This window comes from Nonomuraea sp. NPDC050451, assembly GCF_044458585.1.
Genome location: NZ_JBITHZ010000007.1, coordinates 295543 through 317181, shown reverse-complemented (window position 1 = coordinate 317181; position 21639 = coordinate 295543). Strand labels below are relative to the sequence as shown.

Annotated in this window: 21 protein-coding genes; 14 read left to right on the top strand and 7 right to left on the bottom strand. The window is 69.1% G+C overall.

Annotation, left to right across the window (positions count from 1 at the left end; translation table 11 throughout):
* Positions 1–87: 87 nt before the first annotated feature.
* The 4 genes from ACIBI9_RS24495 to ACIBI9_RS24480 all read left to right on the top strand — a co-directional run bounded on the left by ACIBI9_RS24495 (position 88) and on the right by ACIBI9_RS24480 (position 6806).
* Entirely contained in the window at positions 88–576 is a 489-nt protein-coding gene (locus ACIBI9_RS24495; RefSeq protein WP_397224562.1) for an RDD family protein, read from the top strand.
* 516 nt (positions 577–1092) lie between these two features.
* The gene (locus tag ACIBI9_RS24490; RefSeq protein ID WP_185069321.1) at positions 1093–1425 is read left to right on the top strand and encodes an Lsr2 family protein; all 333 of its coding nucleotides are present in this window, start codon (positions 1093–1095) and stop codon (positions 1423–1425) included.
* A gap of 1085 nt (positions 1426–2510) precedes the next feature.
* A complete protein-coding gene (locus tag ACIBI9_RS24485; protein ID WP_366319174.1) occupies positions 2511–5012 on the top strand; it encodes an ATP-dependent Clp protease ATP-binding subunit in 2502 nt (833 codons plus the stop codon).
* Positions 5013–5867: 855 nt separating this feature from the next.
* Complete coding sequence (locus ACIBI9_RS24480) at positions 5868–6806, top strand: sugar phosphate isomerase/epimerase family protein (RefSeq protein ID WP_397224559.1); 939 nt, start codon at positions 5868–5870, stop codon at positions 6804–6806.
* Positions 6807–7222: 416 nt separating this feature from the next.
* Here ACIBI9_RS24480 and ACIBI9_RS24475 read toward each other — a convergent pair whose 3' ends face one another.
* The gene (locus tag ACIBI9_RS24475) at positions 7223–7684 is read right to left on the bottom strand and encodes a MarR family winged helix-turn-helix transcriptional regulator (protein WP_397224557.1); all 462 of its coding nucleotides are present in this window, start codon (positions 7682–7684) and stop codon (positions 7223–7225) included.
* A 60-nt stretch (positions 7685–7744) separates the two neighbouring features.
* Here ACIBI9_RS24475 and ACIBI9_RS24470 point away from each other — a divergent pair, with 60 nt between their 5' ends.
* Entirely contained in the window at positions 7745–8161 is a 417-nt protein-coding gene (locus tag ACIBI9_RS24470) for a cupin domain-containing protein (RefSeq protein WP_397224554.1), read from the top strand.
* On the opposite strand, the gene ACIBI9_RS24465 is transcribed toward ACIBI9_RS24470, so the two are convergent.
* A complete protein-coding gene (locus ACIBI9_RS24465; protein ID WP_397224552.1) occupies positions 8154–9035 on the bottom strand; it encodes an A/G-specific adenine glycosylase in 882 nt (293 codons plus the stop codon). The genes ACIBI9_RS24470 and ACIBI9_RS24465 overlap by 8 nt on opposite strands.
* Before the next feature lie 79 nt (positions 9036–9114).
* Between ACIBI9_RS24465 and ACIBI9_RS24460 the strand changes: the two genes are divergently transcribed.
* From ACIBI9_RS24460 to ACIBI9_RS24450, 3 genes are all read left to right on the top strand, one after another.
* Positions 9115–9789 (top strand): hypothetical protein, encoded by a 675-nt coding sequence (locus ACIBI9_RS24460; RefSeq protein ID WP_397224550.1) that lies wholly within the window; start codon positions 9115–9117, stop codon positions 9787–9789.
* Between the two features lie 87 nt (positions 9790–9876).
* Positions 9877–10392, top strand: coding sequence for a hypothetical protein (locus tag ACIBI9_RS24455; protein WP_397224547.1), 516 nt, complete (start codon positions 9877–9879; stop codon positions 10390–10392).
* 80 nt (positions 10393–10472) lie between these two features.
* On the top strand, positions 10473–10886 hold the full coding sequence (locus ACIBI9_RS24450) for a cytidine deaminase (RefSeq protein ID WP_397224545.1): 414 nt from the start codon (positions 10473–10475) through the stop codon (positions 10884–10886).
* A 127-nt stretch (positions 10887–11013) separates the two neighbouring features.
* Here ACIBI9_RS24450 and disA read toward each other — a convergent pair whose 3' ends face one another.
* From disA to ACIBI9_RS24425, 5 genes are all read right to left on the bottom strand, one after another.
* Positions 11014–12090, bottom strand: a complete 1077-nt coding sequence (gene disA / locus ACIBI9_RS24445) for a DNA integrity scanning diadenylate cyclase DisA (protein ID WP_397224543.1) — start codon at positions 12088–12090, stop codon at positions 11014–11016.
* 40 nt (positions 12091–12130) lie between these two features.
* The gene (gene radA / locus ACIBI9_RS24440; protein WP_397224541.1) at positions 12131–13537 is read right to left on the bottom strand and encodes a DNA repair protein RadA; all 1407 of its coding nucleotides are present in this window, start codon (positions 13535–13537) and stop codon (positions 12131–12133) included.
* A 55-nt stretch (positions 13538–13592) separates the two neighbouring features.
* On the bottom strand, positions 13593–13898 hold the full coding sequence (gene trxA / locus ACIBI9_RS24435) for a thioredoxin (RefSeq protein ID WP_357738041.1): 306 nt from the start codon (positions 13896–13898) through the stop codon (positions 13593–13595).
* A 2-nt stretch (positions 13899–13900) separates the two neighbouring features.
* On the bottom strand, positions 13901–14269 hold the full coding sequence (locus ACIBI9_RS24430; protein WP_350723717.1) for a MerR family transcriptional regulator: 369 nt from the start codon (positions 14267–14269) through the stop codon (positions 13901–13903).
* Between the two features lie 75 nt (positions 14270–14344).
* A complete protein-coding gene (locus ACIBI9_RS24425; protein ID WP_397224538.1) occupies positions 14345–15043 on the bottom strand; it encodes a class I SAM-dependent methyltransferase in 699 nt (232 codons plus the stop codon).
* A gap of 84 nt (positions 15044–15127) precedes the next feature.
* On the opposite strand from ACIBI9_RS24425, the gene ACIBI9_RS24420 reads away from it, so the two are divergent.
* The 6 genes from ACIBI9_RS24420 (at position 15128) to ACIBI9_RS24395 (ending at position 21598) form a co-directional block, all read left to right on the top strand.
* Entirely contained in the window at positions 15128–15937 is an 810-nt protein-coding gene (locus tag ACIBI9_RS24420) for a sugar phosphate isomerase/epimerase family protein (protein WP_397224536.1), read from the top strand.
* Positions 15934–16704, top strand: coding sequence for a class I SAM-dependent methyltransferase (locus ACIBI9_RS24415; protein ID WP_397224534.1), 771 nt, complete (start codon positions 15934–15936; stop codon positions 16702–16704). Before ACIBI9_RS24420 ends, ACIBI9_RS24415 begins: the two co-directional genes overlap by 4 nt.
* Before the next feature lie 49 nt (positions 16705–16753).
* Positions 16754–17338, top strand: coding sequence for a TetR family transcriptional regulator (locus tag ACIBI9_RS24410; protein WP_397224532.1), 585 nt, complete (start codon positions 16754–16756; stop codon positions 17336–17338).
* 139 nt (positions 17339–17477) lie between these two features.
* Positions 17478–19583, top strand: a complete 2106-nt coding sequence (locus ACIBI9_RS24405) for a (Fe-S)-binding protein (protein ID WP_397224529.1) — start codon at positions 17478–17480, stop codon at positions 19581–19583.
* Positions 19584–19730: 147 nt separating this feature from the next.
* A complete protein-coding gene (locus ACIBI9_RS24400; protein ID WP_397224527.1) occupies positions 19731–20534 on the top strand; it encodes a hypothetical protein in 804 nt (267 codons plus the stop codon).
* Positions 20531–21598 (top strand): glycosyltransferase, encoded by a 1068-nt coding sequence (locus ACIBI9_RS24395; protein WP_397224524.1) that lies wholly within the window; start codon positions 20531–20533, stop codon positions 21596–21598. Before ACIBI9_RS24400 ends, ACIBI9_RS24395 begins: the two co-directional genes overlap by 4 nt.
* Positions 21599–21639 lie beyond the last annotated feature (41 nt).

The following is a 21639-nucleotide window of genomic DNA, read 5'->3' as shown; positions in this document are numbered from 1 at the left end:
GGCCGGCTTCGCGTCGGCCCCTGTTTTGTGTGCACGGGCCGTACCAAAATGGGGAACCTGAGCCGCTGATGACGCGAGGTGGGGGTTATGGCCGGGTCGCCGCCGCAGGCGGACGCGCCGCCCGCGGAATGGTGGGAACGGCTCGCCGCCCGGGCGATTGAGGCGTTCGTCTTCGGGGTGCTCTATTACATTCTGTTCATCGCGCTGTGGGGCATCTTCCGAACTGTCGGGATGCTGGAGGCGTTGGACGGCCGGCTGCCCGGTGTGTTCGCGTGGCTGGCGGCGGGGCTGGCTTATACGGGCTACGACTGGTGGGCCCATTACCGGCGCGGCAGGACGTTCGGCAAGGCGATCATGGGGATTCGCCTGGCGCCGCCCCACGTCGCCTCCAGGGCGCTGCTCAAACGGTCCCTGGTCTATCCGGGCCCGGTCATGCTGATGGGCATTCCCGTGGTGAATCTGGTCGCCGGAATGCTCCTGTTCTGCGTGGGGCTGCTCATCCTGATCGACAAGCCCCTGGAACGCGGGCCGCACGACAGGCTGGCCGGAACACGCGTGGTAAAAGATCTTCGCTGACCCATCCCGTGCCTGGCAGGACGCCAATTCCAAAAATTTTCTCTTGATCCGGTAAGGAGCCTGGAGAGACTGGCATTAGGCTATGGGGCATCCGGGTTGCCGGATGTTGGTGCCCTGCGAGGCGCAGGGCATCTGAGCGCCGCTATGGTCAGGTGCCAACGGCAGTCACCTAGCGCGTCGTGAGGGCCGCAACGCCCCTCCTGGGCGCGCTCCCATCCGCATAATGCGCCCCGGAAACCCCGCAAGCCGTGGAGGCGAGGACGAATGGAAGCCCTAACAGACGTATTGTCAGCGCTCATCCCCCCGGCGGTGGTCGGTGGTGCCTTCATCTTTGGCGTAGTGAAGTTGGTCCGATCCGAGGCCCTGGGAGGCCGCCGAAACCGCGAGGATCAGGCCGAGCGGCAGAACTGATCGGCCAGTCAGCCGAATCCCCGCTGCGCTGAATTGTCTCCGCGCCTTTCCGGGTATATGTTTGGGCAGGCGAATGAAACAATGCTCCGCGAAAGGATTGCGTAGATGGCCAAGCAGATCCAGGAGATTCTCATCGATGACCTCGATGGGGGCGAGGCCAATGAGACGGTCAGCTTCGCTATTGACGGCTCGTCCTATGAGATTGACCTCAGCGACCTTAACGCGAAGAAGCTGAGGGACGCGCTCACGCCTTTCGTGCAGCATGCGCGCAGGGCAGGCGCCGTCACCACGCGTCGCCGCGGTCGCGGCGGCAGCAGGGCGATGAGCCGCGAGAAGAGCTCGGAGATCCGGCAGTGGGCCAAGGCTCACGGCCTGCCGGTCAGCGAGCGCGGGCGGATCGCCTCCACGGTCGTGGAGAAGTACGAAGCGGCCCACTGAGCAAGCCGACGATCGACCATGCGCTTATGCCGTTCGCCTAGGACCCCGGCGGCCGCCATAAGCGCATGATCGTTATCCGGGCCCGGAACTCGAAAGCCGGACGCCCGGACTGTGATCTTCCGTGTGCACATATGCGGGCGTTTTGGCTGCGGGTTCGGCTTCGCCCGCGGCGCTGTTTCACCGGCGCTCGTCCACATATGTGACGGTGCCGCAGTCGCGCGCCGAAAGCCGGGTGGGGCGGCCATACCTCATTCAACGTACGCTCGCGTGCGTACGTCACGAGTGACCCCACGCGCTCATGGAACGCGCCATGACGGAAAACCCGGCGCCGTATAGCCCGGAAGCGATCTACGGGCGCCGCCGGTTGTATACGGGTGATCTCACCGAGCGTAAACCCGCGACCGGCTGCAAGGTAAAGCGGTGACGGGCGGGATGTGCGGCGGCGGGCAATACCGCGGGCGCCGGGATCCCCGCCGGCGGGCAAAACCCGCGAACCCGAGCAGGGCTCGGACAATCCCCGTTCCCCGGCATCTACACACAATGCCGTGCCTTCTCAACTGCGCAGAAGTGCCGCGAATCCCGCGCGCTGAGCGAGGCGGGGTCTCATCATGCGAGATGAAGTTGGTAACCGGGCTGACCGGATGCAAGATTCCCTTGGTGTGCCGCTCGTGCCGCGTTGTGCTCAGGGCGTAGAGCGGCGGTTTGGACGGCGGCCCTCCCCTCCGTAGGATGATTACGTAACGATACGGACGCGGCATCTGAGATGTGCGGGCGAAGTGGCGCCCCAACGCTGACTCCGCCCCGGCGCGTCCGATGGCCGATCCGTGTGTACCGCGTGCGCCGCAGGGGGCAATTTTTTGACGCTTCCGCGAAGCGTCCTAAACATCGTTCGCTTGCGGCGTATCGGGAACACGTCACCCCCGAACAGTAGTTGGATGGAGGGTGAACGCCCTGCTCTCGGGGAACGTCTCTGCTATAGAGCGTGTCAGTGGCAGTGGGCACGGTTCGCCGAGCCAGGGCTAGCATGCGGGATGACGGGCCCGGATTTACCGGACCTGACTGACCGCTCTGTGAGGAGCGACGAGATGTTCGAGAGGTTCACCGACCGAGCGAGGCGTGTTGTCGTCTTGGCCCAAGAAGAGGCCAGGATGCTCAACCACAACTACATCGGCACTGAGCACATACTTCTTGGTTTGATCCACGAAGGTGAGGGCGTGGCCGCCAAGGCTCTGGAGAGCCTCGGGATCAGCCTTGAGGGTGTGCGCCAGCAGGTCGAGGAGATCATCGGCCAGGGCCAGTCGGCTCCGTCGGGGCACATTCCGTTCACCCCGCGGGCCAAGAAGGTCCTCGAGCTGTCGCTCCGTGAGGCTTTGCAGCTGGGCCACAACTACATCGGCACCGAGCACATCCTGCTCGGGCTCATCCGCGAGGGTGAGGGTGTGGCCGCCCAGGTGCTGGTCAAGCTTGGAGCTGATCTCAACCGTGTCCGGCAGCAGGTCATCCAGTTGCTCCACGGTTACCAGGGCAAGGAGCCGGCCGCGGCAGGCGGCCCGCAGGAGTCGGCCCCGTCGACCTCCCTGGTGCTCGACCAGTTCGGCCGCAACCTGACCCAGGCGGCCCGCGAGGGCAAGCTGGATCCGGTCATCGGCCGCGAGAAGGAGATCGAGCGGGTCATGCAGGTCCTCTCCCGGAGGACCAAGAACAACCCGGTTCTCATCGGCGAGCCCGGCGTCGGCAAGACCGCCGTCGTCGAGGGCCTGTCGCAGAAGATCGTCAGGGGCGAGGTGCCCGAGACGCTGAAGGACAAGCAGCTCTACACGCTTGACCTCGGCGCCCTGGTCGCCGGCTCCCGCTACCGCGGTGACTTCGAGGAGCGCCTGAAGAAGGTGCTCAAGGAGATCCGCACGCGCGGCGACATCATCCTGTTCATCGACGAGCTGCACACGCTCGTCGGCGCGGGCGCCGCGGAGGGCGCGATCGACGCGGCCAGCATCCTCAAGCCCATGCTGGCGCGCGGCGAGCTGCAGACGATCGGCGCGACCACGCTCGACGAGTACCGCAAGTACCTCGAAAAGGACGCCGCGCTGGAGCGCCGGTTCCAGCCGATCCAGGTGGCCGAGCCCTCGCTCAGCCACACGATCGAGATCCTCAAGGGTCTGCGCGACCGCTACGAGGCGCACCACCGCGTATCCATCACCGACGACGCGCTGGTGGCCGCCGCGCAGCTGGCCGACCGCTACATCAGCGACCGCTACCTTCCCGACAAGGCCATCGACCTCATCGACGAGGCCGGTTCCCGGATGCGCATCCGCAGGATGACCGCTCCGCCGGATCTGCGCGAATACGACGAGAAGATCGCCAACGTCCGTCGCGACAAGGAGTCCGCGATCGACGCGCAGGACTTCGAGAAGGCCGCTGCCCTCCGTGACCAGGAGAAGCAGCTCCAGCTCAAGCGCGAGCGGCGGGAGAAGGAGTGGAAGGCCGGCGACATGGACGTCGTGGCCGAGGTCACTCAGGAGCTCATCGCCGAGGTCCTGGCGACCGCCACCGGCATCCCGGTCTTCAAGCTGACCGAGGAGGAGTCGCAGCGCCTGCTCCGCATGGAGGACGAGCTCCACAAGCGGATCATCGGCCAGGACGACGCCATCAAGGGCCTGTCGCGCTCCATCCGGCGCACCCGCGCCGGTCTGAAGGACCCGCGCCGTCCCGGTGGCTCGTTCATCTTCGCGGGTCCCTCCGGTGTCGGTAAGACCGAGCTGTCCAAGGCTCTGGCGGAGTTCCTCTTCGGCGACGAAGACGCTCTGATCAGCCTGGACATGTCGGAGTTCATGGAGAAGCACACCGTCTCCAGGCTGTTCGGCTCGCCTCCCGGCTACGTCGGCTACGAGGAGGGCGGTCAGCTCACCGAGAAGGTGCGGCGCAAGCCGTTCTCCGTGGTCCTCTTCGACGAGATCGAGAAGGCCCACCCCGACATCTTCAACTCGCTGCTGCAGATCCTGGAAGACGGTCGCCTGACCGACGCCCAGGGCCGCGTGGTCGACTTCAAGAACACGGTCATCATCATGACCACCAACCTCGGCACCCGCGACATCTCCAAGGGCATCGGGGTCGGGTTCGCGAAGTCGAATGACGCCGACTCCAACTACGACCGGATGAAGGCCAAGGTGCAGGAGGAGCTCAAGCAGCACTTCCGGCCCGAGTTCCTCAACCGTGTCGACGACATCGTGGTCTTCCACCAGCTCACGCCGAAGGAGATCATCCAGATCGTGGATCTGATGCTCGCCCAGGTGGACGCTCGGCTCAAGGACCGCGACATGGGGCTCGACGTCTCGCCCGAGGCCAAGCAGCTGCTGGCCGACCGGGGCTACGACCCGGTCATGGGCGCCCGTCCGCTCCGCCGTACGATCCAGCGCGAGCTCGAGGACTCGCTGTCGGAGAAGATCCTGTACGGCGAGCTCCGGCCGGGGCAGGTCGTCAAGGTGACCATCGAGGGTGAAGGCGACAACGCCAAGTTCATCTTCAAGGGCGAGTCCGCCTCCAAGGTCCCCGACTCGGCCGCCGCCATCGCGGCCCCGATCCAGCACTGACGGATCCCGGAAACCCCCGTGTGAATCCCTCACACGGGGGTTTTCCATTTCCACCCCTGCGCTGCACGCAGCTGGGGCGCCCCACGCTTCTGGGGCGCTGACGACCGTAGCTGTCGTCCCGTCGCGCTCCACGCGTGTGGGGTGGTGTTGGCTGTGGCTGTCGTCCCGTCACGCTCCACGCCTGTGGGGCGATGCTGGCTGCGGCCCTCGGCTCGTCACGCTCCCACGCCTGGGAGTGCCGACTTTGGGCCCTCGCCCATCCCCGCCCCGCCGCTGGGGTGGTGCCCACCACCCCGGCCCTTGCCCCATCACGCACCCCGCCGCTCGAGCGACGCCGATGCCGCTCCTCGACGCTGGGTGTGGGCGACCGGCACCTTGGCCCGCCTGGTCTCTCTGGTCCTCCACGGTTGCCGTGGCGGCGTTGGACAGGCCCTTTTCCTTGGACACCTCAGCAGCCCCGGTCGGCGGGCGGGAGGCGGCTCGGTCAGACCCGTTTCTCCCTGGGGACCTCAGCCCTGGTCGGCGGGCGGGAGGGGGTTGGGTCAGGTCCGTTTCTCCCTGGGGGCCTCAGGCCCGGTCGGCGGTCGGGAGGGGGTTCCACTCGGTCGTTGCGTAATTGTTGGGGTACCGGGTGTGCCGCCACCGCGAGTAGTACTACACTGCGTAGAGCATCGCCAAGTCGCATCCAAGCGAATCACAAGATCGTGTTCCTAGGCTGAGGCCTGCTCCCTGGGGAGTAGCGCGAAATCAACTCTGGGCGGACGCGCGACCCTCGAACGAGCAGCCATGCTCTCAAGGGTCAGCATCGTCCAAGGCGGGCGACGGAACACAAAGAGCAAGCCGTGGAGGAAACCGATGCGCCTGCGTCACAATGACGGAACGCTCGTTCACCTCGCCTACAACGCAGGCATCCACCCTGCCGAGGACCTGGAGAACCTGATCGCCCACCTGACCCGCTACGCGGTCCCGGTGCGCAAGCGGCTGGGCGTGGAGCGGATGGGCATCGGGTTGTGGCTCTCGCCGAGCGTCGCCGACCACCTCACGGCCGACCGTATCGAGCTCGTACGGCTGCGCCGCTCCCTGGAGGAGCGCGGCCTGGAGGTCGTGAGCCTCAATGGCACCGGCGGCCGCAACCAGGAGGTCCCCGGCCCCGACTGGGCCAAGCCCGAGCGTTATCGCTACACCATGGCCCTGGCCAAGATCCTGGCGTTCCTGCTGCCGGAGGACGTGCGGTTCGGGAGCATCTCGACGATCCCGATCGGATGGCGCCGCGACTGGCCCGCCGACCTGCACACGATCGCCACCCGGCGGCTGGAGCGCCTGGCGCGCGAGCTGCGCGGCATCTACAGCGTGACGGGGAAGACGATCAGGGTCGGGTTCGAGCCCTGGCCCGGGTGCGTGCTGGAGACCACCGAGCAGGCCCTTGAGCGGGTGGGCGGCATCGACTCCGAGCACCTGGGTGTGTGCCTGGACGCCTGCCACCTCGCCTGCGGGGCCGAGGAGCCGGGCGCGGCCCTGAAGGGGCTGGCCGAGGCCGGTGCGCCGGTGGTCAAGCTGGGGCACGTGCACAACCACACGGGGGAGACGCCGAGCACGGGGGCCGTACTGCACGACACGCTGACGGCCATGCTGTCGGGCGCGGTGAGCGGCAGTGCGCACATCGAGGTCGAGACGCACAACCTGACCGTGCCGGGGCGGGCCAAGGGGCCAGGGGCGCTGGTGTCGCTGCTGGCCGAAGAGCTGGCCTGGGCCCGTACGAACCTGACCAGCCTGGGCCTCCAGCTGGCCGCCTGACAGCCGGGCTGAGCACCGCCCGGGCTGAGCACCGCTCGGGCTGAGCACCGCTCGGGCTGAGCACGGGCCCGGGCTTAGGACTGCCCGGACTGAGCACCACTCGGGCTTAGGACTGCCCGGGCTTAGTGGCGCCCGTCTGGGTGCTGCCCGCCCGAGCGCCGGCTCTCTGGGCGCAGCTCGTCCCAGCGCCGTCCGTCTGGGCGGCCGCTCGCCAAGGGGCCAGCCGTCTCAGCGCCGCGCCTGAATATCCGCCGTCTGAGCCCCCTTCGCCTGGGCGGCGCTCGCCTCAGCCCCGCCCTCAGGGATGCTGAATGGCTAGGGCAGGGCCCGTCCGGCGGCTGTCGAGCCGGTAAGGGCAAGTGTCGTCGCAGGGCTGTCCGACCGGCGCGTGTCGGTGGGCTGCAGGGACGGGTTCGTCACAGGCCGCCGAACCAGCCCGGGATGTCGAGGCGCCAGAGGTTGGCCGGGGTCATCCTGCGCAGGTCCGACTCCAGGGCCTGCAGGCGGTCCTCGCCGAGTTCGGCGGCCCAGCGGTCGCGCAGCGTGTCGAAGATGCGGGCCGACCGGTTGAGGGCGTCCATCCCGTACGGCGTGAGCCGGACGATCTTGCGTCTGGTGTCGTGGGGATCGGCGGTTCGTTCCACGTAGCCGATGCGTTCCAGGGTGTCGATGGTCTTGCCCGCCGCCTGTTTGGACACCCCGAGCGTGCGGCCCAGCTCGACGGCCGTGGTGCCCGGGCCGATCGCCTGCATGACGAATCCGTGCATGGGCCGTAGGTCCGGATGCCCCTGCCGGGCGAGCTCGGCGTGGAGCTCGTCGATCAGCACCCTGAACGCCAGCAGGAGGCGCAGCGGAAGTTCGAAGCCTGGGCTTGACATGATAGACAACCTGGTTAACTATATAGACAACGTAGTTGCCCATCTTAAAGGAGTTCATCGATGTCTGTTGTCATGGCCGCCGATTCCCGCAAGACCGAGACGCCCAATGGCGTCATGACCACGCTCGCCTCTCCGACCCAGGGCGGGGCAGGGCAGGCCATGTGGCGGGTGGACGCCAATCCGGGCATGGTCGGGCCGGTGCACGCGTTCGACGTCGAGCTGGTGTGGACCTGGCTCGAAGGGTCCGCCGTCGTCGAGCTGGGTGGCGAGCGGGTCGAGGTGGGCCCGGGGGACACCATGGTGCTGCCGGCGGACGTGAGCCGCCAGATGTTCGCGGACCCGGAGCGCGGGTTCGTGTCCATCGTGGCCGCCCCCGCCGGGGCGCGGGCCTACAACCCGAGCGGGGTGTCGGAGCCGGACGCCTGCGACCTGGCGCCCAAGGACTTGGAGCGCATCGTGCCGCTCTGGGTCAGGTAGTCGCGTGGGGGAGGCGGTAGGTGCCGTCGTCCAGGTGCTCGGCCAGGCCGTCGGCGATCAGGCCGTCGAGGGCGCGCTCGCGCTGGACGGCGTCGTCCCACACCACGTCCAGGGCCGCCTTGGGGACGGGGCCGTGGGCCTTCCGCAGCACCTCCAGCAGGCGGCCCCGGCACTGCCGGTCGGTGCCCGCGTACGTCTGGCCCTTGCGTGCGGGGCCGGCGTGCGGCGGCTTGCCCGCAAGGCGCCAGGCGCACACGTGGGTGATCGGGCAGTCGGCGCAGCGCGGGGCGCGGGCCGTGCAGACGAGGGCGCCCAGTTCCATCACGGCCACGCCCCAGCGGGCCGCGCCCAGCTCAGGCAGCAGGGCCTCCGCCAGCCGCCGCTCGGCCGCTGAGGTGGCCGTGGGAGGGTATTCCTCCGCGCGTACCGCCCTGGCGAAGACCCGCCGGACATTGGTGTCCAGAACGGCGTGGCGGCCGCCGTACGCGAAGCTGGCGACCGCGGCGGCGGTGTATTCGCCGATGCCGGGCAGGGACAGCAGGGTCTCGTGGTCGGACGGCACCTCGCCGCCGTGCTCCTCGGTGATGGCCTTGGCGCAGGCGTGCAGGCGCAGCGCCCGGCGCGGGTAGCCGAGCCGCCCCCAGTGGCGTACGGCCTCTCCCGGCTGCTCGGCGGCCAGCGCCGCGGGGGTGGGCCAGCGGTCCATCCACTCGTGCCAGATGGGCAGGACGCGGACGACCGGGGTCTGCTGGAGCATGATCTCGCTCACCAGCACGCCCCACGGGGTCGCGTCGGGGGTGCGCCACGGGAGGTCTCGGGCGTTGTCCTCGTACCAGTCCAGAACGGGGGCGTGCAGGAGGTTCGGCTCAACCACGCGGTCAAGCGTATTCGGAGAAGACGACCCCTCGGCGTGTCGTCACTCGTTGTAGCCGCATGGCTACCATCCTGTGCCTATGGATCCGGATACTATGCGCGGCGACGGCGGTGACGTCTACTGGCGGCGCCGGATGAGCGTGCTGGTGGCGGTGCTCGTCGTGGTGGCCGTCGTGGCGTGGGCGTGTTCCAGCGGGGGCAGCGGGCCGGAACGCACGTCCAGCGCGAAGTCTTCACCGAGTGCGACACCCGCCGTCGATCCCCTGCTGGCGGGGCTGCGTACGCTCGCGATGGGCACTGCCAGCCCGTCCCCGTCCTCGTCCACCCCCAGGCCGACCCCCGCGGCGCTCCCCAGGCACCCCGGCGACCCGTGCACCGAGCAGGACCTGGTGCTGAGCATGCAGGGCGGCAGGGAGCCGATCTACACGGGCGACAGCCGGCCCACGTTCATGGTCACCCTGGTGAACACGGGCTCCGTGATGTGCACCGCCGACGTGGGACCGCGCGCCATGGAGATCCGCATCACCTCGGGGGCCGACCGCATCTGGTCGACCGCCGACTGCGTCAGCGGGGCGGGCTCGGAGGTCAAGGAACTGCATCGCGGGGTGCCGTACGTCCGTTCCCTGGTGTGGGACCGGCGCCGCTCCAGCGCCGACTGCCGTTCGACGCCGGCCACCGCGCTGCCCGGCACGTACGTGGCCACCGTGCGCATGGGCCAGCTCCGCACCGTCAAGGGCGTCTTCCACCTCCGCTGAGGGGCCTGCACATATGTCGTGATTTCTCCACTCATGATCCGGACTCACAGTAGAGTGAGCCGGTCATGTGATCATGGAGGAGTCGTTATGAGGCAGACGATCGGCCGTTCGGTTCTGGTGGCGGTGCTGGCCGCGGGCTTGCTGCCGGTCGGTGTCGCGTCCGCGTCCGTCGCCGCCGAGCGCAAGCCGGCCTTCGGGCCGTTCGGGTACGGCAACCTGAGGCTCGGGATGACCGCCGCGAAGGCGAAGGCGACCGGGAGGATCGTGCACAAGCCCGACGGAGACTCCGCCAGGTGCACGACGTGGGACCTCAAGGAGAACCCGTACCCCGAGTACCGCGTGGGGATGTACATCTCGAAGAAGCTCGGCGTGGTCGTGATCGTCGCGCCCCCCGGCGCCAGGACCCCTCAGGGCATCGGTATAGGCTCCACCAGCGCCCAGCTCAAGGCCTCCTACCGCAAGCTGCGGCGCGGCCCGGGCGGCTACCCCGCCGCCACCGTGCCCGGCAACAAGAAGGCGTACTACCTCTTCAACGAGCGCAAGGGCGAAGTGGTCGAGATGAGCCTCGTGGTGGCCAAGCAGGATTGCCTCAGAGTCAACTAGGGCCACGTCAGATGTAACTGACCCGACGCGCCCTCGTCGCTCTTGTCGACGTCGCCTGACATCTGACGAAGGCAGAGAAGATGACCACGCAGACCCACCACGTCGACCACGAACTCATCCAGGCCGCGGCGCACGTGGCCCGCACGCGCTGCCGGGGTGACAACCACACCATGGCAGCCGCAGCCCGTGCCAGGGACGGCCGGATCGTCACCGCGATGAACGCCTACCACTTCACGGGAGGACCCTGCGCCGAGCTGGTCCTCATCGGCACGGCAGCCGCCCAGGGCGCCTACGAGCTGGACACGATCGTCGCCGTGGGCGACCGCGACCGAGGCATCGTCCCCCCATGCGGCCGCTGCCGTCAGGTCCTTCTCGACTACTTCCCCGCCCTCAAGGTCATCGTCGGCAAAGACGACCGCATCCGAACGGTCCTCATCACCGATTTGCTACCCGAAAGCTACGTCTGGGCCGACCACCAGCTCGACGCCGAGTAGACCGCGCCACTCAGCACGGGCTGACACCGTCAGTCGACAACAGGGCGTGCGGCACCAGGCCCCGACCTCCCAGGCGTGGATGCGCGAGAAGGCCGTCCTGTCGCTGCTTCGTAGCGTCCCCGTAATGCTAGACGTAGCGCTCCAGGATGGAGGATTCGGCGAGGCGGGAGAGGCCCTCGCGGACGCTGCGGGCGCGTGACTCGCCGACCCCGCCAACCGCCTGCAGGTCGTCGATGCTCGCCGCCAGCAGCTTCTGCAGGCCGCCGAAATGGTTGACCAGGCGGTCGACCACCGTGGCCGGGAGGCGGGGGACCTTGGCGAGGAGGCGGAAGCCGCGGGGGCTGACCGGGCTTTCCAGTTTGTCGGCGCCGGTGTGGCCCAGGACGTGGGCGACGGCCGAGAGGTCGAGCAGCTCGCTGCCCGACAGCTTGTCGAGGTCGTGCACCGCCTCGACCAGGCGGCGCTGGCGGCGGCCCGAGGGGGCGGGGAGGTAGTCGCGGATGACCAGTTCCCGCTCCGAGTCGACCCCCGCTACCAGCTCGTCCAGCTGCAGGGAGAGCAGGCGGCCGTCCGTGCCCAGCTCCACCACGTAGCCCTTGATCTCGTCGGAGATCCGGCGGACCATCTCCAGCCGCTGGGCCACCGCGGACACGTCTCTGACCGTGACCAGGTCCTCGATCTCCAGCGCCGACAGGGTGCCGGAGACCTCGTCGAGGCGGTGCTTGTAGCGCTCTAGGGTGGCCAGGGCCTGGTTGGCCTTGGAGAGGATGGCCGCCGACTCCTCCAGCACGTAGCGGATGCCGTCGAGGTAGAGGGCGATGATGCGCATCGACTTGCTGATGGCGATGATGGGCAGGCCGGTCTGCCGGGCCACGCGCTGGGCGGTGCGGTGGCGGGTGCCGGACTCGTCGGTGGGGATGGACGGGTCGGGCACCAGGTGCACGGCGGCGCGTACGATCTTGTGGTCGCCGCTCAGCACGATGGCGCCGTCCATCTTGGCCAGCTCGCGCAGCCTGGTGGCGGAGAAGTCGACGTCGAGCTCGAAACCGCCGCTGCACAGCTCCTCGACGACCGTGTTGTAGCCGAGCACGATCAGCCCGCCGGTCTGCCCGCGCAGGATCCGCTCCAGGCCGTCGCGCAGAGGCGTGCCCGGGGCCACCGCGGCCAAGGCCTCGCGACGGCGGTCGTCCAGACTCCTATCCACCTGACCCCCGTGTCGATCGGTCACGCTCAGCTTAGCCGCGCTAGGTCACGTGCGTCAGGGCGTCCCAGACGTTCTCCGCCTGCACCACCTCGAACCCCGGTGCGAACGCCACCGGCCCCACAGGCACCAGAGCACGCTGTCCGTTACGCTTGCGGCCGGCTTCTTCGAGCGATCCGGTCGGCACGAGGGCCCGCTTGAAACCGAGCCTGGCCGCCTCCGTCAGCCTCCTGCGTACGTCCTTGACCGGGCGCAGCTCGCCGGCCAGGCCCACCTCGCCGAGCGCCACCAGGCCCGGCGGCAGCGGCTTGTCGCCGGCGGCGCTCGCGACGGCGAGCATGACCGACAGGTCGACGGCCGGGTCGGCCAGCTTGATGCCGCCCACGGTCGCGGTGAACACGTCGCAGCCGCCCAGCCGGGCGTTGAGCCGGCGCTCCAGCACCGCGAGGATCATCTGGACGCGGTAGGTGTCGAGGCCCGACGACGTGCGTCTGGGCTGCTGCGCCTCGGTGCGGGCGACCAGCGCCTGGACCTCGGCGGGAAGCGGGCGGGTGCCCTCGACCGTGACGGTGACGCAGGTGCCGGCCACCGGCTCGCTGCGCCGCGAGACGAACAGGCCGCTCGGGTCGGTGATGCCCTCGATGCCGCGCTCGTGCAGGTCGAAGCAGCCGACCTCGTCGGTCGGCCCGAACCGGTTTTTGATCGCGCGCACCATGCGCAGCCTGGAGTGGCGGTCGCCCTCGAAGTTGAGCACGACGTCGACCAGGTGCTCCAGCGTGCGCGGGCCCGCGATCGAGCCCTCCTTGGTGACATGGCCGACCAGCACGGTGGCCATGTTGCGCTCCTTGGCCAGGCGGACCAGGTTGGCGGCCACCTCGCGCACCTGCGTCACCCCGCCGGGCACGCCGGTGGCCTGCGCCGAGCCGATCGTCTGCACCGAGTCGACCACGAGCAGCGTGGGCTCGACCTTCTCCACGTGGGCGATCAGGGCCGACAGCTCGGTCTCGGCCGCGAGGAAGAGGCGGTCGCGGATCGCGCCGATGCGGTCGGCCCGCAGCCGCACCTGGGCCGCCGACTCCTCGCCCGTCACGTAGAGGACGGTCTCGCGCTCGGCGATGCGGGCCGCGGCCTCGAGCAGGAGCGTGGACTTGCCGATGCCCGGCTCGCCCGCGAGCAGCACCACCGCCCCCGGCACCAGGCCGCCGCCGAGCACCCGGTCGAGCTCGCCGACGCCGGTCGTGCGCGCGGCCGCCACCTCGGCCTTGACCTGCCCGATCGGCACCGCGGGCGAGGTGATGGCGCCGGCCTGGACGACATTGGCGCCGGCGCGCGAGCCCTCCTCCTCGACCGTGCCCCACGCCTGGCACTCGCCGCACCTGCCCACCCACTTGGTGGTGCGCCACCCGCACTCGGCGCAGCGGTATCCGGGCTTCTGGGCAGTCTTGGCCATGTCGAGCAGGCTAGCGGGACGCGCCGACAATCCTCGACAGGCGCGGGCCCCGGCGCTACGCCAGGCCGAGCTCGGAGACCAGCATGCGCTTGGGCTTGGCGCCGACGATCTGCTTGACCGGCTCGCCGTTCTCGAACAGCAGCATCGTCGGGATGCCCATCACGCCGTAGCGGGCCATGGTCTCGGGATTTTCGTCGGTGTTGAGCTTGCCGATGGTCAGCCCGTGCTCCGCCTCGATCTGGTCCAGCACCGGCGCCACCATGCGGCACGGCCCGCACCACTCCGCCCAGAACTCGACCAGCACCGGCTTGTCGCTCTTGAGCACCTGCTCCTCGAAGTTCTCGGTGGTCAGCGTGATCATGTCTATCCCCTTACGAAGCAACCTGGGCAAGATTGCGCGAGCTGGGCGGCGACCTCGGCACGGCGGGCGAGCAGGACGCGGATCTCCTCGTCGATCTCGTTGAGCTTGCGCTCGTAGACCTCGACCGACTCCGCGCACGAGCCTCCCGAGCTGTGCCCCCGGCGCAGGCAGTCGATGAACGGCCGGGTGTCCTCCAGCGTGAACCCGATGCTGAGCAGCGCCCGGATCTCGGACACCAGCCTGACGTCGTCCTCGCTGTAGTCACGGTAGCCGTTGGACCCGCGACGGGCTCTGAGCAGGCCGTGCTGCTCGTAATAGCGAAGTGAGCGGGTGCTCACCCCCGTTCGTTCCGCCAGCTCTCCGATGCGCATGCCTTCACGGTAAACGTTGACACCGACGTCAATGTCAAGCGAGAAAGCGCCGCCGCCTGGACTGAGGCCATCAACTCAGTAGTAGCGCCAGCGCAGCACGTTCGGATAGGGGAGCTCCAGGCCGGGCGTCTCGGCGATGGCCTGCTCGGCCACCTCGGGCGTGAACTCGATGCGCAGCACCGCCTCCAGGTCCGCCCGCCGCTCGAAGACCATCCTGAGGTCCAGAGGCCGCCGCTGCCAGCCCTGGCGGTCCCAGAACGACTCGACCTCCCTGACGGAGTACGTCGGCACCGTACGCGAGAACCAGCGGCCGAACGCCCCCCGCGTGGCGTCGAGGTCGAGGACGAAGGCCGCGCCGCCACGACGTACCACGCGGGTCAGCTCGCGCAGGCCCGGCTCGCAGCCGGGGCCGAAGAAGTACGCCCAGCGCGCGATGGCCACGTCCACGCTCGCGTCGGGCAGCGGCAGGTCCTGGGCCGCGGCGGCGTGGACGGCCACGTTGCCCAGCGCGGCGCAGCGGCGCACGGCGAGCGCGGCCAGGTCGCCGTGCGGCTCCACGCCGACCACCTGCGCGGCCTCGGACGCCAGCGCGGGCAGGTGGAACCCGGTGCCGCAGCCGATGTCGAGCACGGTGGCGCCGTTCCAGGGGCGCAGGGCGCGCATCGCCGCGTCGGCCGCGCCTTGGGGGTCGACGGCGCGGTTCTCCAGCTCGTAGATCTGGGGCGTGTTCCAGATGTTCGGGCTCGGGATCGCACCTTTCGCTATCCGTGGCATGCCCCAAAGTTAAGCCAGCCGCCGGACGCGGCTCACCAAAGGGGCTTTCGCGCCAGAACGGCTCCACCGGCTTAGGCTGGCAGCGTGGCTGATGTCATCCGCGTGCCCAATGCGAAGATCGCATTGTCCACTGCTTCGGTATATCCGGAACGCACTCCCGACGCGTTCGAGCTGGCCGCGCGCCTGGGTTACGACGGTGTCGAGATCATGGTGGGCGCAGACCCCGTGAGTCAGGACATCGACGTGATCGAGCGGCTGTCCGACCACTATCAGGTCCCCGTGCTGGCCATCCACGCGCCCTGCCTGCTGGTCACCCAGCGCGTCTGGGGCCGTGATCCCTGGGCCAAACTGGTGAAGGCGCAGAAGGCCGCCGAACGGCTGGGCGCCGCGACGGTCGTGGTCCACCCGCCGTTCCGCTGGCAGCGCGACTATGCCCGCGAGTTCGAGACGGGGCTGGCCAGGATGCGTGACGAGACCGACGTCACGTTCGCCGTCGAGAACATGTTCCCCCTGAAGGCCAGGGGCAACGACGTGGTGCCTTACTCGCCCGACTGGAACCCGATCGACTACGACTTCCCGCAGGTCACGCTCGACCTGTCGCACACGGCCGTGTCCGGCTCCGACGCCATGGAGATGGCCGTCAAGCTCGGCGACCGGCTGGCCCACCTCCACCTGGCCGACGGCCTAGGGGTGACCAACAAGGACGAGCACCTCGTGCCCGGCAGGGGCAACCAGCCGTGCGCCCCGATGCTGGAGCGCCTGGCCAACACCGGCTACACGGGGCTGGTGGTGCTGGAGATCAACACCCGCAAGGCGGCCAGCCGCACCGAGCGGATCGACGACCTGGCGGAGGGACTGGCGTTCGCCCGGCTGCACCTGGCGGCGACCTCATGAACATAGGGCCGATCAGGGGTCTGGGCAGGATGTTCGAGCGGGTGGCCGACGCGTACGACGCGGGCCGGCCGCACTATCCCGACGAGATGTACCGCGCCCTGGCCGAGGTGACCGGCGTCGACCTCGACGGCGCCACCACGGTGGACGTCGGCGCGGGCACCGGCATCATGACGCGCGCGCTCAGGGCCCGCGGCTCCCACGTCATCGCGGTCGACCCGGGCGCGGAGATGCTGGCCCGCCTGGTCTCCCGGTCGGAGAGCGGGACGCCCTCCGTCGCGGCCGTGCTGGCCGACGGCAACGCGCTGCCGCTGGCCGACGGCGTGGCCGACCTGGTGACGTACGCGCAGTCGTGGCACTGGCTCGACCCCGTGGCGTCGATCGCCGAGGCCCGGCGGGTGCTGCGGCCCCAGGGTGCCATCGTGGGCTGCTGGAACTTCAATCACGCGGCCCAGGCCGACTGGCTGGCCGCCTACGAGGCCCGCCTGGCGGAGGCGGTGCCGTCCTACTACGGGCCGGCGGTCGAGCAGTGGTCGGCGCCGCCCATCGCCGCCGCCTTCGAGGTGATCGAGGAGCGCTGGATCCCCTGGACCCGGCTGGTCGGCATCGAGGACTTCCTGCTCGACCTGCGCTCCCACTCCTACATGGCGGCCCTGCCGCCGGAGGTCACCGACGAGCTGGTCGAGCGGCAGCGCGGCGAGCTGCGCAGGGAGTTCCCCGAAGGCGTGCTCTCCGTCCCCATGCGGGTCTACCTGGCGGTGGGTAGGTGACGCTCGGGCGGCTCCCCAGCGACCGAGCCGCCTCTGCGGAGCGGAGGCCATGAGCACGGACAAGAAGCGGCCGGGGCGTCGGCCCGGGTCGGCTGACACTCGGGGGGAGATCCTCGCGGCGGCCAGGAAGGTGTTCGCGGAGAAGGGGTTCGACAAGGCCACCGTGCGCGGCATCGCCCGCGAGGCCAAGGTCGACCCCGCCCTCGTGCACCACTACTTCGAGACGAAGGATGGCATGTTCGCGGCGGCCATGCAGCTGCCGTTCTCTCCTGAGAACATCGTCCGGGTGCTGGTCGAGGGCCCGCGCGAGGAGGTCGGCGAGCGGCTCGCACGCCTGATCCTGCAGGTCACCGCCTCGCCGGAGACACGCGAGCCGATGCTGGCGCTGATCCGCTCGGCCATGACGAACGAGCAGGCGGTCACGATGGTCCGCGAGTTCTTCACGAACGCGCTCCTCTACCAGGTGGCCGACCGGATGAAGGTGCCGCACCTGCGGATCGAGGCGGCGTTCGCGCAGATGTTCGGCATGGTCATGGCCCGTTACGTGATCAAGCTGGAGCCGATGGCGAGCGCAAGTCACGACGAGCTCGTGGAGGTGCTCGCGCCGACCATCCAGAGGTACTTCACCGGCTAGAGCATTGTTCTGCGCAAGGCGATGACCATAGGGTATGTCGCGTACGCCGGAAATGTTACTCGCCGGTAGGATGTGGGTAGCGGTCTGTGCGACGGGTGACCGTACGCTGACAGCCAACGTCGTTCTGTGGGAGGACCCTGTGCTCTGGGTAGCCATCATCGGGCTCGTGATGACCGTCCTCGCGGTGGCCGTCGCCGGCCGCAGGGCGCTGTTCCTGTTCAAGCTGGCGACCGTGGGGCCGCCCGCGCCCGAGCGGATCGATTACGCCAAGACCCATGCGGCCGACGAGATGAAGGCCCAGCTGGTCGAGGTGTTCGGGCAGAAGAAGCTGCTGAAGTGGACGCCGTCCGGCGTCGCGCACTTCTTCGTCATGTGGGCGTTCTTCATCCTGCTGACCGTCTACATCGAGGCGTACGGCGCGATCATCCAGGGCGCGATCACCGGCACGCCCGACTTCCACATCCCGCTGATCGGCACCTGGGCCGTGCTCGGCTTCCTGCAGGACTTCATCGCGGTCGCCTGCGTGCTCGGCCTGATCGCCTTCGCGGTTATCCGGATCAAGAACTCCCCTGACAAGCTCGGCCGCCGCTCCCGCTTCTCCGGTTCCCACCTCGGCGGCGCGTGGCTCGTCCTGTTCATGATCTTCAACATCATCTGGACGTTGTTCCTGGCCAGGGGCGCGTCGGCGGCCAACGGCAACTTCCCCTATTCTTCCGGCGCGTTCGTCTCGCTCGCGCTCGGCGACGTGCTGCCGGACAGCGCGCTGCTGGAGGAGATCGCGTTGCTGCTGCACATCGGCTTCATGCTGGTGTTCCTGGTCATCGTGGTCAACTCCAAGCACCTGCACATCTTCACCGCGCCCCTCAACGTGCTCTTCTCGCGCCGCCCCGACGGCCTCGGCGGCGCGCCGGAGATGCGGGTGGCCGGCAAGGTCGTCGACTTCGAGGACGAGGACCTCGACCCGGAGAAGCTCGGTCGCGGCAAGATCGCCGACACCACGTGGAAGGGCTTCCTGGACTTCTACTCCTGCACGGAGTGCGGCCGCTGCCAGTCGCAGTGCCCGGCGTGGAACACCGACAAGCCGCTCTCGCCGAAGATGCTCATCCTCGACCAGCGTGACCACGCCTTCAAGGTGGCCCCGTACCTGCTGGCCGCCCAGCAGGGCGTCGAGCACAAGGACACCGACGTGCTCGCGTTGCTCGAGAAGCCGCTGGTCGGCGAGGACGGCGTGATCCACCCCGACGTGCTCTGGTCGTGCACCAACTGCGGCGCCTGCGTCGAGCAGTGCCCGGTGGACATCGAGCACATCGACCACATCCTCGACATGCGCCGCTACCAGGTGATGGTGGAGTCGTCGTTCCCGTCCGAGGCGGGGGTGATGGTGAAGAACCTGGAGAACAAGGGCAACCCGTGGGGCATGTCCGAGATGAAGCGGGCCGACTGGATCGAGGAGCTCGACTTCGAGGTCGAGGTCGTCGAGGACAAGATGCCCGAGGACGCCGAATACCTGTTCTGGGTGGGCTGCGCGGGCGCGCTCGAAGACCGGGCCAAGAAGACCACCAAGGCCGTGGCGGAGCTGCTGCACATCGCGGGCGTGAAGTTCGCGGTGCTCGGCCCGATGGAGGCGTGCACCGGTGACCCGGCCCGCCGCCTGGGCATGGAATACCTGTTCAACATGCTCGCCCAGCAGAACATCGAGACCCTCAACGAGGCCGGCGTCAAGAAGATCGTCGCCACCTGCCCCCACTGCTTCAACACCCTGGCCAACGAATATCCGCAGCTCGGCGGCACGTACGAGGTGGTGCACCACACGCAGCTGCTGTCGAAGCTGGTGGACGAGGGCCTGCTCACCCCGATCACCCCGATCGAGGAGAAGATCACCTACCACGACCCGTGCTTCCTGGGCCGCCACAACAAGGTCTACTCCCAGCCCCGCGACATCATGTCCAAGGTGCCGGGCGTGCAGACCCAGGAGATGCACCGCCACAAGGACCGCGGGTTCTGCTGCGGCGCCGGCGGCGCGCGCATGTGGATGGAGGAGCGCATCGGCAAGCGCATCAACACCGAACGCGTGGACGAGGCGCTGACCACCAACCCCGACACCGTCTCCACCGCCTGCCCGTTCTGCATGGTGATGCTCGGCGACGCGATCAACGAGAAGAAGAACAACGGCGAGGCCAAGGAGTCGCTCGAAGTCGTGGACGTGGCCCAGCTGTTGATCAAATCGGTCAAGGGCGCTTCCTGACCGCCTATTGTCGGACTCCTTCACAGCCCCTGTGGAGGAGTTCCGCACGTCAGCGGGTCAAGTGCACGAAATCCAGCATCCACATAACGGGAAAATCACGGTAACCTCAACGTCGCATGGCTCTATTCGACGGGGAGGGGGCTCGTGATGGGCGTCGTCGTCACGGACGCCGAAGTCACTCTGGCCGACGTCCTCGCCCTCCGGCTCGCCATCGACGCACCACTGGAAGACGGCACCGAACTCGTGCTCAGGCATCGCACCACGGGGGTGGAACGCGACGTGCGGCTCGGCACGCCGGGCGCCCGGGCGCGCGAGGCCACGGTCGCGGTCTCGCTCGCGCCGCTGGAGCTCAGCGCCGGGCGCTGGGACGCCTACCTGCGTCGCGAGGGCAAGCGCAGCCGGCTGCGCAGCGTGGATCCGGGCTTCTCGCTCGACCACCTCGACGCGTACGCCCTGTGCAGGCGGACCCTCGCCTACCGCTCGTACCGCACGCGCAACGGGTTCCTGGCGCTGAAGATCTCCGACGCCGAGCCGGTGGCCGAGGTCCGCTCGATCTGGTTCAGGGAGGGGCGCTTCGAGGTGATGGGCCTGCTGGCGTACACCGGGCTCGAGGACGACGACTCCCGCCATGAGGCCGTGCTGAGACTGGACCGCAGACAGACCAACGCGCGGCTGTCGGCCACCGCCACCGTGCAGGGCGTGCGCTTCCACGCCGCCGTGTCGCTCGTGGACGTGGTGGGCGCCGATCCCGACGCCGTGGCGAGCTCCGGCACGTGGGAGCCCGCCCTGGAGGTCGAGGGCGTGCCCACGCCGCTCAAGCTGGGCTCGCGGCTCGACGACGTCGACGGCAAGAGACGCCGGCTGCACTATCCCTCGGCCACGGTCGACGGCGTCCCCATCAGACCCTGCTACACCGCCGACGACGAGCTGCGGATCGAGGTGGGCGGATGAAGGTCAGCATGGTCCTCGCCTCCGCGTACGCGATGAGAGGCGACGTCCGCGCCACGCTGAACCTCGCCACCGCCCTGTCCGACCGGCACGACGTCGAGGTGATCAGCGTCCGGCGGCAGAAGGAGAAGCCGTTCTTCCCCGTCGGGCCCAAGGTGACCATGCGCAGCCTGATCGACGCCAGGCCGGGCGTCAGGCACCTGTTCCCGCGCGGGCAGGTGCGCGCCGAGGTGGCGCTGTGGCGGCTGCTGCGCAACCTCAAGTCCGACGTGCTGATCACGACGCGGCCGGGGCTCGGCGTCCAGGCCGCGAGGCACGCTCCCCGCGAGACCCTGAAGATCGCCAGGGAGTGGGGGAGGCCGGCCGTCCCCGGGCCGGTGAAACGGTTCTATCCGCGCCTGAACGCTGTCGTGACGGCCACGGAGTCGGCCCAGGAGGAGTGGAGCAAGCTCCTCACCGACGGGCCCCCTGTGACCTCTCTGCTGGACGCGCTGCCCGACGGGCCGTGGCCGCGCTCGCGGATGGACAACCGGATCGTGGCCGCCGGCGGCCGGTGGGTGCCGGTCAAGGCGTACGACCGGCTGATCAAGGCGTTCGCGATCGTGGCGGACAAGCGCCCCGACTGGCGGCTGCGCCTGTACGGCGGCGGGCCGGAGGAGCGGCGGCTGCGCGCGCTGGTCCGCGAGCTCAGCCTGCACAACCACGTCTACTTCATGGGCACGACGCCCGACCTGGCGGGCGAGTTCGCCAAGGCGTCGATCGTGGCCACCACCTCGCTCACCGAGGACCTCGGCATGTCGGTGCTGGAGGCCATGGGCTGCGGCGTGCCCGTGGTGGCCTTCGACGGGGCCAGGGGGCCGAGGGAGTTCGTGGCGACGGGCTACAACGGCGTGCTGGTGCCGGAGACCGAGGGCGACCTGGAGCTGTTCGCGGCGGCCCTGCTGGCGCTGATCGACGACGAGCGCAGGCGGCGCTCGCTCGCGGCGGGGGCCCTGGACACCGCGGTGCGCCACGCGGCCGGCGAGGTGGCCGAGCAGTGGGAGAAGCTCATCGGCGACCTCCGCTGAGCGACCCGGGCACCCCCCACCCGTTACGGGTACCTTAGAAG

Bases quoted from the DNA above. Each gene is read 5' to 3' on its own strand.
- ACIBI9_RS24495 (WP_397224562.1), top strand. From the start codon at position 88: ATGGCCGGGTCGCCGCCGCAGGCGGACGCGCCGCCCGCGGAATGGTGG.
- ACIBI9_RS24470 (WP_397224554.1), top strand. From the start codon at position 7,745: ATGTCTGTTGTCATGGCCGCCGATTCCCGCAAGACCGAGACGCCCAAT.
- ACIBI9_RS24490 (WP_185069321.1), top strand. From the start codon at position 1,093: ATGGCCAAGCAGATCCAGGAGATTCTCATCGATGACCTCGATGGGGGC.
- ACIBI9_RS24410 (WP_397224532.1), top strand. From the start codon at position 16,754: ATGAGCACGGACAAGAAGCGGCCGGGGCGTCGGCCCGGGTCGGCTGAC.
- ACIBI9_RS24460 (WP_397224550.1), top strand. From the start codon at position 9,115: ATGGATCCGGATACTATGCGCGGCGACGGCGGTGACGTCTACTGGCGG.
- ACIBI9_RS24395 (WP_397224524.1), top strand. From the start codon at position 20,531: ATGAAGGTCAGCATGGTCCTCGCCTCCGCGTACGCGATGAGAGGCGAC.
- ACIBI9_RS24450 (WP_397224545.1), top strand. From the start codon at position 10,473: ATGACCACGCAGACCCACCACGTCGACCACGAACTCATCCAGGCCGCG.
- ACIBI9_RS24430 (WP_350723717.1), bottom strand. From the start codon at position 14,269: ATGCGCATCGGAGAGCTGGCGGAACGAACGGGGGTGAGCACCCGCTCA.
- ACIBI9_RS24415 (WP_397224534.1), top strand. From the start codon at position 15,934: ATGAACATAGGGCCGATCAGGGGTCTGGGCAGGATGTTCGAGCGGGTG.
- radA (WP_397224541.1), bottom strand. From the start codon at position 13,537: ATGGCCAAGACTGCCCAGAAGCCCGGATACCGCTGCGCCGAGTGCGGG.
- ACIBI9_RS24485 (WP_366319174.1), top strand. From the start codon at position 2,511: ATGTTCGAGAGGTTCACCGACCGAGCGAGGCGTGTTGTCGTCTTGGCC.
- trxA (WP_357738041.1), bottom strand. From the start codon at position 13,898: ATGATCACGCTGACCACCGAGAACTTCGAGGAGCAGGTGCTCAAGAGC.
- ACIBI9_RS24480 (WP_397224559.1), top strand. From the start codon at position 5,868: ATGCGCCTGCGTCACAATGACGGAACGCTCGTTCACCTCGCCTACAAC.
- ACIBI9_RS24425 (WP_397224538.1), bottom strand. From the start codon at position 15,043: ATGCCACGGATAGCGAAAGGTGCGATCCCGAGCCCGAACATCTGGAAC.
- ACIBI9_RS24400 (WP_397224527.1), top strand. From the start codon at position 19,731: ATGGGCGTCGTCGTCACGGACGCCGAAGTCACTCTGGCCGACGTCCTC.
- ACIBI9_RS24475 (WP_397224557.1), bottom strand. From the start codon at position 7,684: ATGTCAAGCCCAGGCTTCGAACTTCCGCTGCGCCTCCTGCTGGCGTTC.
- ACIBI9_RS24455 (WP_397224547.1), top strand. From the start codon at position 9,877: ATGAGGCAGACGATCGGCCGTTCGGTTCTGGTGGCGGTGCTGGCCGCG.